Annotated in this window: 18 protein-coding genes; 14 read left to right on the top strand and 4 right to left on the bottom strand. The window is 67.0% G+C overall.

Annotated features, from left to right (window positions below; genetic code table 11):
• Positions 1 to 439 precede the first annotated feature (439 nt).
• From AB0N27_RS15690 to AB0N27_RS15660, 7 genes are all read left to right on the top strand, one after another.
• Entirely contained in the window at positions 440 to 676 is a 237-nt protein-coding gene (locus AB0N27_RS15690; RefSeq protein WP_364369118.1) for a hypothetical protein, read from the top strand.
• A gap of 11 nt (positions 677 to 687) precedes the next feature.
• The gene (locus AB0N27_RS15685; RefSeq protein WP_364369117.1) at positions 688 to 912 is read left to right on the top strand and encodes a hypothetical protein; all 225 of its coding nucleotides are present in this window, start codon (positions 688 to 690) and stop codon (positions 910 to 912) included.
• Positions 912 to 1,127 carry a hypothetical protein gene (locus AB0N27_RS15680; RefSeq protein WP_364369114.1) on the top strand — a complete coding sequence of 72 codons (216 nt, stop codon included), beginning with the start codon at positions 912 to 914 and terminating at the stop codon, positions 1,125 to 1,127. Before AB0N27_RS15685 ends, AB0N27_RS15680 begins: the two co-directional genes overlap by 1 nt.
• Positions 1,127 to 1,693, top strand: a complete 567-nt coding sequence (locus AB0N27_RS15675) for a hypothetical protein (RefSeq protein ID WP_364369110.1) — start codon at positions 1,127 to 1,129, stop codon at positions 1,691 to 1,693. Before AB0N27_RS15680 ends, AB0N27_RS15675 begins: the two co-directional genes overlap by 1 nt.
• Before the next feature lie 64 nt (positions 1,694 to 1,757).
• On the top strand, positions 1,758 to 2,423 hold the full coding sequence (locus tag AB0N27_RS15670; RefSeq protein WP_364369107.1) for a hypothetical protein: 666 nt from the start codon (positions 1,758 to 1,760) through the stop codon (positions 2,421 to 2,423).
• Positions 2,423 to 2,812 (top strand): SprT-like domain-containing protein, encoded by a 390-nt coding sequence (locus AB0N27_RS15665; protein WP_364369104.1) that lies wholly within the window; start codon positions 2,423 to 2,425, stop codon positions 2,810 to 2,812. Before AB0N27_RS15670 ends, AB0N27_RS15665 begins: the two co-directional genes overlap by 1 nt.
• Before the next feature lies 1 nt (position 2,813).
• Positions 2,814 to 3,563, top strand: a complete 750-nt coding sequence (locus AB0N27_RS15660) for a hypothetical protein (protein ID WP_364369101.1) — start codon at positions 2,814 to 2,816, stop codon at positions 3,561 to 3,563.
• A 726-nt stretch (positions 3,564 to 4,289) separates the two neighbouring features.
• Here AB0N27_RS15660 and AB0N27_RS15655 read toward each other — a convergent pair.
• Positions 4,290 to 4,481, bottom strand: coding sequence for a hypothetical protein (locus AB0N27_RS15655; protein WP_238679181.1), 192 nt, complete (start codon positions 4,479 to 4,481; stop codon positions 4,290 to 4,292).
• Positions 4,482 to 5,030: 549 nt separating this feature from the next.
• Here AB0N27_RS15655 and AB0N27_RS15650 point away from each other — a divergent pair.
• Positions 5,031 to 5,246, top strand: a complete 216-nt coding sequence (locus AB0N27_RS15650) for a hypothetical protein (protein WP_364370753.1) — start codon at positions 5,031 to 5,033, stop codon at positions 5,244 to 5,246.
• 29 nt (positions 5,247 to 5,275) lie between these two features.
• Here AB0N27_RS15650 and AB0N27_RS15645 read toward each other — a convergent pair whose 3' ends face one another.
• Positions 5,276 to 5,530, bottom strand: a complete 255-nt coding sequence (locus AB0N27_RS15645) for a hypothetical protein (RefSeq protein ID WP_364369097.1) — start codon at positions 5,528 to 5,530, stop codon at positions 5,276 to 5,278.
• Complete coding sequence (locus AB0N27_RS15640) at positions 5,527 to 5,739, bottom strand: hypothetical protein (RefSeq protein ID WP_364369094.1); 213 nt, start codon at positions 5,737 to 5,739, stop codon at positions 5,527 to 5,529. Before AB0N27_RS15640 ends, AB0N27_RS15645 begins: the two co-directional genes overlap by 4 nt.
• A 162-nt stretch (positions 5,740 to 5,901) precedes the next feature.
• On the opposite strand from AB0N27_RS15640, the gene AB0N27_RS15635 reads away from it, so the two are divergent.
• Positions 5,902 to 6,618 carry a hypothetical protein gene (locus AB0N27_RS15635; RefSeq protein ID WP_364369091.1) on the top strand — a complete coding sequence of 239 codons (717 nt, stop codon included), beginning with the start codon at positions 5,902 to 5,904 and terminating at the stop codon, positions 6,616 to 6,618.
• On the opposite strand, the gene AB0N27_RS15630 is transcribed toward AB0N27_RS15635, so the two are convergent.
• Positions 6,548 to 8,173: a recombinase family protein gene (locus tag AB0N27_RS15630; protein WP_364369088.1), complete on the bottom strand. Its 1,626-nt coding sequence runs from the start codon at positions 8,171 to 8,173 to the stop codon at positions 6,548 to 6,550. The genes AB0N27_RS15635 and AB0N27_RS15630 overlap by 71 nt on opposite strands.
• Positions 8,174 to 8,208: 35 nt before the next feature.
• Here AB0N27_RS15630 and AB0N27_RS15625 point away from each other — a divergent pair, with 35 nt between their 5' ends.
• The 5 genes from AB0N27_RS15625 to AB0N27_RS15605 are packed head-to-tail and all read left to right on the top strand — an operon-like array spanning position 8,209 to position 11,110.
• Positions 8,209 to 8,592 carry an ATPase, T2SS/T4P/T4SS family gene (locus AB0N27_RS15625; protein ID WP_364370750.1) on the top strand — a complete coding sequence of 128 codons (384 nt, stop codon included), beginning with the start codon at positions 8,209 to 8,211 and terminating at the stop codon, positions 8,590 to 8,592.
• The gene (locus AB0N27_RS15620) at positions 8,589 to 9,833 is read left to right on the top strand and encodes a hypothetical protein (RefSeq protein ID WP_364369085.1); all 1,245 of its coding nucleotides are present in this window, start codon (positions 8,589 to 8,591) and stop codon (positions 9,831 to 9,833) included. Before AB0N27_RS15625 ends, AB0N27_RS15620 begins: the two co-directional genes overlap by 4 nt.
• Positions 9,833 to 10,486, top strand: a complete 654-nt coding sequence (locus tag AB0N27_RS15615; protein ID WP_364369082.1) for a type II secretion system F family protein — start codon at positions 9,833 to 9,835, stop codon at positions 10,484 to 10,486. The genes AB0N27_RS15620 and AB0N27_RS15615 overlap by 1 nt, the downstream gene beginning before the upstream one ends.
• A 22-nt stretch (positions 10,487 to 10,508) precedes the next feature.
• Entirely contained in the window at positions 10,509 to 10,676 is a 168-nt protein-coding gene (locus tag AB0N27_RS15610) for a DUF4244 domain-containing protein (protein WP_151492073.1), read from the top strand.
• Positions 10,673 to 11,110, top strand: coding sequence for a TadE family type IV pilus minor pilin (locus AB0N27_RS15605; protein ID WP_364369078.1), 438 nt, complete (start codon positions 10,673 to 10,675; stop codon positions 11,108 to 11,110). The genes AB0N27_RS15610 and AB0N27_RS15605 overlap by 4 nt, the downstream gene beginning before the upstream one ends.
• The last annotated feature ends 93 nt before the right edge of the window (positions 11,111 to 11,203 follow it).

Below are 11,203 nucleotides of genomic sequence, written 5' to 3'. Positions count from 1 at the left end.
CGCCGACCCCCAGCACGCGCGGGAAGCATCTCCAATCGTCCACAGAGGCCACCACGCGCCCGGTCGGGGTGTCGGTACGGGTCCGGGGTGCTGGAACGGCTCTAAGGCGAAATGAAGACCGCCCGCCATTGGCGCGCTAACCGGTGGTGTGGACAGGCGAAGATACAACGAAATGCGTTTTATGGTGTCTCTTTGTAGGTCCCTTAGCGCGTGTCCAGTTTCGAGTTTGATCGTGCGGCAAAATGGTTCCCGGAACGTTTTTAACGGACTGGAAGGGGCGCTATGGGCGCTCGGGGAAAGCTGCCGGAGTTCCCGGTGTCGCTGGATGTCTCGATGTCAGAGGCGCAGCGATACCGACTGGAAAGCCTCGCCACGCGCAGCGGCCGTTCATTGGCTGGTGTGGTCCGGCAACTCATCGACAAGGAATGGGAGAAAAGCCATGCCAGTTCCCGCGAACAAGATCGAGCTGTTGAAGCTGCCGGTCACCGGTCCCGTCTTCAGCAATCCCGCCAACCCGGCCAGCGGGATCACTGACTACTCCAACGACTACGTCCGCGTCTGCGGCACGTGCGGTGCGGTTGTCGCGGCCCAGCACGTGGACGTGCACATCTCGTGGCACGCGGCGACGCCGACTACTGCCACGGTCACCACCTCGATCCCTGACCGACTGAAGTAAGGAGGCGACCAATGCCCGTCAACCACAAGAAGATCAACCCGAAGCGCGGTCAGAAGGCCCTCGATCAGCTGCGCGCGGAGATGAAGAAGACGGCTGACGCCATCCGCGAGGAAGAGGAATTCGGCGCTGCCGCCGATGGCGGAGCTACTGCCACCGCTGATCGGTTCCCGGCGGTGAAAGCAGGTGCGAGGACTCCCCACCAGGCTCAGCCGCTCGAATTCCGCGAGGCGCAGTGATGAACCCCTACCGCGCGGTGGACGACCACCTGTCGTCGCTCGTAGACCGCACGGATGAAAGCGAGTTCGGCGGTGTGGCCGGGCTGACGCAGCCCTACCCGCACGAGCCGACCGCCTCGGAAACCCTCCGGGCGCTGTACCAGTCCGACACGACCGACCCCACCGCCGAGGTCCACACCGACCAGCAGGCGCCCTCTTCGCACGGGAGCAACTGATGACCGACCATCGACTCAACTCGCCATGGCTGCCGGACTGGCGGTCCTTCGAATACGAAGCCGACAACCTGTCTGGCCGGAGTAGAGATGTCGTCCGGGAGGCGATCCGGCGCAAGTCGCAGGAGTGGGAGCAGAAGCATCAGGCCGCGTACTCCGAGCGCTTCAAGAAGAACCGCGACGCGCGCCGGGAGAGGGTGTTCGACGCCTGCGACGAGCTGACGAAGCAGCTCAAGAAGATCCGGGCCGAACTCGACTGGGGCCGCATCACACCGGCCCAAGCCAAGGCCGCGCTACGGGACATCAATGCCCGACACGGGCAGATCATGCAAGTCCACGACACGCTCGTGGAGGAAGACGCGGAGATCGAAGAGTTCGCCGCGCTGACCCCGGACGACTACCAGCGGGAGTTCACCGAGCGGTACCCGGTCCTGCGCACGACTCAGCCGTCGCTGCTGGACTTCGCCAACCAGATCCCCGCGCCACGTCGAGAGCCCCGACCGGATGAGTTCGTGGGTGCCCGCGCCACGGGGGACAACGCCCCGTCTGCCGACGACCTGACGTACTGAACCAACAACCGGGGAGGGTCGGGCTATCGCGCCTGGCCCTCCCTTCGCACACGGGAGGTGTGGTGTGGGCGATCGGGAACTGTCGCGCAAGCCGGGTGAGATCCGCAAGCGCCTTAGGAACGGCACCAACCCAGCACGGGACAAGGCCATGTTGGTCGAGATTGGCTACAAGCCTGTCTCTGAGTGGGACATGGAAGAACTCGCGAAAGGCAGGCCGCGGAACAGTCAAGGAAACTTCCGTGGTCAACCTCCGTCCTGGCTCACGATGGACGTGCAGGCCGAGGCGATGCGCCGACTGAAGGGGCATGCCTTCAGCGACGTGATGGCGCTCTTGCCCCTCGCGACGAAAGCCCTTCGTCGTGCCCTCGCTGATCCGGGCATCGACCCCAAGGTTCAGTTCGCGGCTGCGACTTGGCTCATGGAACAGGCCCTCGGCAAGGCCAAGCAGCGCATGACGATCGACGCTGAGCTGTCCCCGCATGACAAGGTGAAGACGGCCCTGGTGCCCGCGATCCTTCTCGATGACGGGCTCCCGCAGGACCTTCGCCACCTGACGCCGGAACGGCGCAGGCAGCTCAAGCAATCGCTTGACCGGATCGACGGACAGACCGTGCTGGATGGCGAATTCACGGAAGACGATGACGAAGAGGAAGACGCGCCGATGCCGGGTGTGGACGACCGGATGCCCCGACCCCTGCGTGAGGCGCACAACGAGGGGCGGATCTTGTGATGGACCCCCAGTATCTGCCCCTGGTCTACGACCGGCTTAACGCCGTCTGCTTCGGTGGACGGCTTCGCCCAGCACTCATCCGGATACATCCCTGGATCCTCAGCAAAGACAGTCCGGGGGCGAGGCTCGCGGGTGCGTGGGATGCCGAGGGCTGGTCAGTCGGTCTTGACCGAGCCTTGCTCGACCACCCGGATCTTCTCTTCGGAGTGCTGCTACACGAGATGGTCCACCAGGACTGCTGGCAGCAGGACCGGATCACCGGGCACGGTCCCCTCTTCATCGCTGCCGCCGCGAAAGCCGCTGCGTCGCTCGGCGTTCAGCCACCCACACCCGGCACGGCCGAGATGTGGCCGGAGCCCGTACCGCGTCAACTGTTGAAGGAGATTTGAGATGGCAAAGACGATGCAGATTCGCAGCGCTGATGGCTCGATGGAGGTGTATTACACCGGAGGCGTACCCAAGGGCGGCACAGGTCCGGTGATGGCCCGGCTCGGCCCCTCGGCTGACGGTGAGGGTGACTCCCGGCTGGAGATCTTCTACAAGAACGGGCAGACGATGGCCCGCCTGGGTGAGCTTCCCGGCACTGGGCGGGTGGGCATGGAGATCTGCGACGAGTCCGGCAACGTCAAGGTTCTTGCCGGTGAGCTGACGGATGGGGACTACGGCCTCGGCTTGGTGGACGCCTCCGGAACCCTCGTCAAGCTCGAAGACTTCATCTTCGGTCCAAAGAAGGCAGAGAAAAGCACGCCGGGCACTACTACCTCTACCAGCTACACCAACCTGAGCGATGGAGCAGGCCCCACGCTCTCCGGGGTCACCATCGGGGAGTTGGGCCGAGCGATCGTGACCCTGACCGCGTACATGGAGGCACCTAACGGCGGTATGGCGCTGATGGGAGTGCTGATCGAGAAGAGCGATGGCAGCTTCGCCATCGCGCCAGATGACCTCGACAGCTTGTCGGTCGGTGGGGGATCAACCGGCACCAGCACCCGCGTGGTCGGACGTTCCTCGGTCGAGATCTTCGTCGAGGGTCTATATCCCGGCACCTACACCTTCACCGCCAAGTACCGCGTCAATCCGCCCTCGGGCTCACCGTCCGCCCTGTTCGCCAACCGCGTGATCAAAGTGCAGCCGTACTGAACACGCCGGGGGTGACCGGTACCCCCGACGCGCGGTGACATCGTCTCTGCGACCAACTGAACACCCTTAGCCAGCGCCTCCCATCCATGCGGACGGGGGGTGTTGGCCAGTGAACGGGATGTCGGTGCAGGTACACTCATCGACGTCTCCCTGAAATAAATGACATGTAGATCAGACAGGGAGTGCGCAGGTGACGGCTGCTCATTGCAGCGACTTGCGCCCTGGCGTGGCCAGCCGACAGGCCGTTCGCCGGGTCAGAGCTTCTTATGCTGGGTCGTGGTAGTTCCCGATACGTCGGTGCCTCGAAGGCACCATGCAACATCTGAGATCTTGCTCAGTCGGTGCAGGACCTCGGCTTCACCAGTCAACGCGTACTGGTCGAGCTGAGTCCTGTGTGCCTCACTCGACCAGAGTGAGGGGACATGAGTCGTGGGGCTCGAAGATCCTGGGCTCTGGATAGTCGTTCCAAGCATCTCTGCCGTCGTGCTCGCGGGTGCCAAACTACTGCATTTCAAGATCAAGGCTGACCGGGACCGAGCCTTGGCCGAGATGGCACTACGTGACACCAAGCCAGATGAGCGGCCTGCCATCCTTGACAGTCTCGCTGGGCTGCGTCCCTTCAATCCGCAGGTGGCGGATGGACCCGAGCCAGACGAACAGCCCTCGCTGCCGGGGCAGTTTTCAAGGAAAAAGCGTCGATGATCACCGGCGGTCGCCGCGCCCCAGTCAGTCCTCGTCGGTGGGGCCAGGCCGGTTCTTGGCGATCCAAGCTCGGACGGCCTTGCCATCCCAGACGCGGCCCATGCTCAAGGTGGCGAGCGGGTCAGGGAATCCCTTGCGGCCCACGATGATCGTGGCGCGCTGCTTGCTGATCCCGCCAAGCAAGTCGCGGATCTCATCCAGCCCAAGCAACTCCACAATCTGACGGTAGGAGCCCTGGGAGTTGCACCAGGCCAAACTGGGTCCGACAACGCCTTTGGGGGTTGCCGTCGTACAACTCCCCGTGATGCCATGGGCGGATGACCCGACGCATCCGTTATGCGGAGTATCTGACTGCCGTAGCCATGACCCTGGCCCGCAGGCATAAGCCGGTGTGGTCGTGGATCAAGTGGCGGAACGTCTGCAAGTGCGGGAACGAGCTGCCGTGTCGCGCCAGACACAAGATCCCGATCAACCGGGGTCACTGGCCAGGTGAGCGCTGATGACCGCGCACGGACCGGTCCTCCCGCTGTGGCTATGCGAGACGTGTGAACGCCCCTGGCCCTGTCCCACACGCCGCGTGGAGCTGCTGGACGAGTACGCAGCTTCCCCGGTAGCCCTTCGGATCTACATGGCCTCGCACCTGGTGGCAGCGACGCAGGACCTCACCTGGGCTCCCACCGACGCCGTGCATCGCAGGTTCCTCGGGTGGCTGGCGTGAAGGCCGGAGACGTGTTGATCGTGGACCGAGCGGCCAGCGTGCAGTTCATGCGGCCCATCAGGTTCCGCCTCATCCGCGTGCTCGACTGGATCACGTACGACGGGTGGGTGTGGCTGGACGGGTACGAGCTGGACGCCCGAGGCGATGCCGTCGCTCGACGGTCGATCTTCGTTATGAAAGCCGGGCTGCGATCCGCCCCGGCACCCGTGGCGGTCGGGCAACCGGGGCGGAAGAGGGCTCCCAACCGTCGCGTGACGGCCTAAGCCGTATTGGCGGGCATCCCCGCCATGGGTCAATCGTTCAACGTGTCTGTGCGGGCCATCGGGTGATCCTCGGTCCCGTCGTGTTCGTCCTTGGCGCAGATGATGCACGGGGCCGCGACCTTCCCCAGTAGCGTTGCGGCCTTGGCGTGGGTGTGGCCGATGCGAGCCAGGAGCGCCTGAGCGCCGGTGAGGTCCTGGACAGCCAGGCGATCCCGCGCCGCCTCGTGCGCCCGGTCAACCTGCGCCTTGAAGCGATCGAACGCAGCGAGCATGTCGGCGGTCATTTGGTGGCCTTCGCGTGGTTGGCACGGCACGCAGCCCGGCCCTTGAGGTCACGGGGGTGTCCACACGTCGCGTGGTTCAGGCGGCCGTTTTCTCCAACCTTGGGAGCGAACTCCGGCTTCGCCACGGTGGCCTTCTTGGCCGGGCTCTTGCGGGTGGCGGCCTCGGTGGCCTTCGCGGTGGTGGCGGCGGGTTTGGTCGGTTCGGTCATGGCGTCCTCCTCGGTGGTTACGCTCCGTAGTGGAGCGAAACCAACGTAAGACGACTCCTGGCCAGTCCTAACCCCCTTCCCATCTGGTCTGAGACTCGGCCTCCAACTGGTGGGACTGCCGCGTGACCTGGCCATGTCGCATCGAGGTCCTACCCTGTCCGGGTGCTTGCTGCTGAAGCCCCGAAGATCACTGACTGGATGCAGGCGTGGGGGAGTCTCGCCGGTCTGGTGATGTCGACGTTTGCCGTGATCTTCACCGGCCTGCTGTTCCGCCATGAGATCCGCGTACGTCGAGATGAGCAGCGGGACCAGGAAGCGGCACAGGCTCGGCTGGTCGTCGGGCGCATCGTTGGCTATGGCCCGCAGGCCACAACGTTGCAGTGGGGTCCGCTCGATCTGGTGCATGGCAGTGTCACCCAGTTTGAATGGTCGGTGAAGAATTACAGTTCGGCTCCCATTCTGGACTTCGATATAAGAGTGGTGCGGGAGAAAGACGGCCGGGAATGGATAGGGCTGCATCCAGGAAACGACGTCGTAGAGGGAGAGATCCTCGGGAGGATCATCCTCGATGATCCAGTAGAAATCCCAGACGGCACCATGTTGGCGTCTGCCTTTCGTCTGGTGATCACCTACGTTGATGCTGAGGGTAGATCGTGGATGCGAGTTGGAAGAGACGAGCCCATTCGTACTATCGGTGCGTACCAGCGAGTCCCACTAGTTCTTGGCCCTCGATGGCCCCGCCCGTGGTTTGTGAAGCGCAAGGAACGCGAGATGCTGGAGAGATTCCTTTCGGAGCGGGCTCTGCGAACTAAGCCCACCACTGCACGTCGACCCGCTGACGGAGCACCTGCGCACGGTGAAGGTCAAGCCGCTGACTGAACGCCTCGGGGTCTTCGTCCCGCACGGGAGTCAAGTTGGTAGCCACGCCTGCCGGATGCCGGGATACTTCGATCCGCTCGATGACCGAGCCAATGATGGTGCGCTTCCAGGTGTTGTCCCTGTCGTTCCACACCCTGCGCAGTTCGTCACCGGACGGCAGGCGGGTGTGGACCCGTGACCGTGTGGCCTTGGCGAGCGCCGCCCGGTCGGCGTCTACCTGCTTCATGATCTTGGCTCGGCGTCGGCGGTACTCAACCTTCGTGATCTCTTCGGCGTCGTACTCGTCCTCGACCCGCTCAAGTCGGCGTTCTCCGTCAGCGAGTGACTTCCGCAAGGCTTGTTCGGCCTCGTTGATGTCGTCGGCCTGCACAGACATGGCGGTGCGTAGCTCCGGAGAGTCGGCTCGGGTGAAGAGCAGTTGTTCGATCCACCGCTCAAGATGAACCATCTCGATCCGCATGCTGCCACAGCCGCCGGTAGCCAACTGGTTGCAGACAAACGACACCCGCCGCACCCGCTTACCACGCACCACCCGGGTACTGGTCATCGACACCATGACTCGTCCGCAAGTTGATCCGTCCTTCATCGTCCCAGCGCAGAACACCAGACCCGACAGCTCGTACTTCCTGGCGTTGCCGTTGCTGAACCCCCGTAGCTTGCGCTCCGGCGCATCAAGCAGCGTCCGAACTCGCTCCCAATCGTCGAGATCAACGATTGGCCCCCATGTCGCCTTGTACTTCTGGCCATCGAGTTCTCGGTACCCGGCGATCGTGGGGGAGGTGACCACCCGTTTCAAGGTCCGGGGGTGCCAGGCAGAGTCCTCGTCGGCCTTGATGCGTCTTCCTCTGTCGTCCCGAGCAAACCCGCCGGACTCGGTCCGGGCGTATTGCTTCCAGCCTGTGCGCCTGCCCTGACGGTTCCAGTCGGTGCAGATGCCATACAGCGACTCACCCGCCAGCAGGCGATCGATTGCGTCCTTCACCCAAGCGGCATGCTCCGGGTGTGGCCGGAGGTCGACCACACGCTCCCGGCCCTTGACGACTTCCTTGATCGCGAGGAAGCCGAACGGGGGTGTACCGCCGTGCCATTCGCCGTTCTCTGCCCGCTGTTGCGCAGCTCGGGACACCCGCTCGGATATCTCCTCGGCTTCCTCCGCGTCGCGTCTGGCGTCATCACGGGCACGGCTCCGCCCCCTGGCGGTGGTGTAGTCGATGTCGCCAGCCTTGACCGTGGAGATAGGAATCTTGCGTTCCTTGAAGAGCGGGATCAGCCGCTCGTGTTCCATCGGACGACGGGTGAGCCGTGACGTGGAGTAGGACAAGATCGCGTTGAACTCGCCCGCCTCAACGCGCCGGATCATGTCCTCGAAGCCGGGACGTGGTTTGGTTGAACGGGTGGACGCGCTGATGTCGTTGTCTACAAACACTTCCAGCACATCCCAGCCGAGCCGCTGGGCGAGGGCCTCACAGTCCTGCCGCTGACGGGCTACGCCCAGGTTACGGCCTTCCTTGTCTCGGCTAATCCGGCAGTAGATGGCGGCGCGTTTGGTCTCCACGCCCGGACGATACCCCGGTATTTGAAACAATGTCACTGGCACTGCTGGCCGCGCTCAATACCGGCCACGACGGCGGCGCCGGCACGTTGCACGCCAACGCGCCGTCCGACGTACCGGCGCGGCTGGAGGCGCTCGGCATGCTGGGCGGCCTGCCCCGGGCCGCGCTGCATGCCCAGGTGGTCGCCGCGTTACAGGTCCTTTTTCAGGTACGACGTGGCGACCGTGGGCGGGTCCTGGAGTCGATCTGTCTGTTGCTCCCGGAGGGACCGGACCGGCTGGTCACGGTGGTCCCCGCCTGGGTGCGTGGTCGTGGTCTGGGGCAGGCGGCCCGTGCGCTGGGGGCGCTGCTGCACGAGCGTGGCGTGGCGGTGCCACCGATCCTCGGTGAGCCGTGGCCCGGAACGGCGGGTCCGGCATGACCGGCGGAACGATGCTTGTGGTGGTGCTGCTCGTGGCCGCCGCGGTTCTGGTGGCGTGGCCGGTGCGGACCGTCCGGGCCCGCCGCCGTCGGGTGCTGGCCGGGGGTGGAGGCACCGCCGGCGTTGATCCGGATGAGGCCCTCGTGCAGTGGGTGAGGGAACTGGGCCGCACGCCCGGAGATCCGCCACCTTCTGGCCGCCCGACCACCGCTTCGCCTCGCCCGCCGACCGCCGGTGGCGGACGGACGCTGGCCGCCCCCTACACGCGGGACACTCTGAGCGGCACGAGATGGGCGGGGGAGGGCGGCCCGACTCGTCCGCCGGGCCCGGCCCGTCCGCCGACCCGCCGGGACCTCCGTCGCCCCGCCGGCGCCACCCGGTCGGGAGCGGTGGTCCTGGACGCGGACCCCCGCGCCGACGGCTCCGTGGCCGTGCCGACGGTCGGTGTCGGGGAGCCCGAGGTCGATCGTCTGATCGGCCCGTCAGTCGGCCCGGCCGACAGTCGCATCGCCCGGGACGCGGACGAGCTGAGCCGCAACGCGACTGCGATTCCGACGGTCCTGCCAAGGGATGTCGGCAACGAGGACCCACGGGTCGCCGACCGAGTTGGTGGCGGGTCGCGCGCGACCGCGACCGCAGGGGCACGACCGGCGCGCGCACTGCTGCTGGTCTGCCTGGTGGGGGCCGGTGCCGGTGCCGTGGTCGCCGGTCCGGTCGGCGGCGTCGCAATGGGCGGGTACGGCACGTTGATCGTGCGTGGCCTGTTGCGTCGGCGGGCCAACCGGCGCGCCGACCGGGTCCGGCGGCGTGCGTTGGACCAGCTCTGTGGCCTCGCGGCGGACCTGCGAGCCGGCCTGCCCGCGCCGTCGGCCATCGACATCGCCTCGGTCGGCGGCTCGGACCGGCTCCGCCAGCTGACCTCTGCTGCGGTGCGGCTGGCGGACCGGACGGGCGCACCCCTGGCGGAACTCGTCGAGCGGATCGAGGCGGACGCGCGGGCCACCGACCGAGGGCTCGCCGCCGCCGCGGCACAGGCGGCTGGCGCCAGGGCCACGGCCTGGCTGTTGGCGGGCCTGCCGGTCGGCGGGATTGGGCTCGGGTACGGGATCGGCGTCGATCCCGTGGCGGTGCTCCTGCACGACACGGTCGGCGGCATCTGCGCGATCGTCGCGGTCGCCCTCCAGGTCGTCGGTCTGCTCTGGGCCGAGCGGCTGGGCGCCACCCCGGGGCAGGCCGCCTGATGTCCCAGCGTGGAGCGGGGAGCGAGCCAGCGACGAAGCGCGGGTCCGCCAGGTGGCGGCGGCCGGACGCCATCCGGCTCGCGGCGGGCCTGGGTGGGCTCGCCGTGGCTGTGGTGATCGAAGGGTGGTTCGGGCTGCTCGGCGGGGCCCTGGCCGCGTACCTGCTGGATGTGGGCCTGCGGCGGATCGAACCGCCGGCTGCCCGCATACGCCGGCTTCGGGAGGCCGTCGACCTGCCGCTCGCCGCCGACCTGTTGGCCGCGGCGATGCGGGCCGGTGCTCCGGTGGACCGTTCGGTGCTGGCCGTCGCGGAGGCGTTGGACGGTCCGCTCGCCGGCAGGCTGGCCCGGGTCGGTCGCACCCTGCTGCTCGGTGGCGGTCCTGCGGAGGCGTGGTCCGCGCTCGACGGGGTGCCGGGTGCGGAGCGGCTGGCATCGGCCGCGTTGCGTTCGGCAAACAGTGGTGCCGCCCTGGCCGGTGCGCTGACCCGGCTCGCCGACGACCTGCGTGCCGACCGGGCCACGGCCGCCGAGGCGTCGGCCCGCCGGGCGGGCGTGCTCATCGTGCTGCCGTTGGGGCTCTGCTTCCTGCCCGCGTTCATTCTCGCCGGCCTGGTGCCGGTGATCGTCGCTGTCCTCGGCGACGTGCTCTGACCCATCGAGAAAGGGAACAGCCATGCGCAAACTCATCGGCCGCCTGCGGGGCGACGCCGGGATGAACACGGCCGAGTACGCCGTCGGCACGCTCGCCGCTGTCGCGTTCGCCGGGATCCTGCTGAAGGTGCTGACGTCCGGCAACGTCCAGTCGGCGTTGACCGCCGTCATTGACCGGGCGTTGAAGTGATCGGGCGCCGGCAGGCCGGCCGCGATCGGAGGTCCGGGCGTGCGGCTGGTGGTGGGTTCAGATTCCGCGCTGCGGTACGGGCCGCCAGCGGGGACCGCGGGTCGTTCACCGCCGAACTGGCGGCCGGTCTGCCGGCGCTGCTCCTGCTCCTGCTTGCCGGGCTGAGCGCGGTCAACGCCGTCAGCACCCAGGCGAGTTGCCTGCACACCGCCCGGGAGGCGGCACTGGCCGCCGCCCGAGGCGGGGGAGGCGGGCCCACGGGACCGCCGGACGCGGAGGTGTCGGTGTCCGTCGACGGCGAGCGGGTGCGGGCGACGGTGCGCGCACCCGTCCGGACGCTGGGCGGCCGGCTTGGGCGGATCACCGTGTCCGCCACTGCTGTCGCCGCGATGGAACCTGGCGCTGCCGAGGGGGTCGGCAGTGCGACGAACTGACTGCTCGCCGGACCGCATCGGGCTGCGACGAACTGACAGCGCGTCGTGTCGCTCCAGGCACACCCCTGACGCCAACCGATTCGACGACTGTCG

It is taken from the genome of Micromonospora sp. NPDC093244 (assembly GCF_040683695.1).
Lineage (GTDB): Bacteria > Actinomycetota > Actinomycetes > Mycobacteriales > Micromonosporaceae > Micromonospora.
Note: the sequence above shows the minus strand (reverse complement) of the source record. Positions and strands in the feature narration are given on the sequence as shown.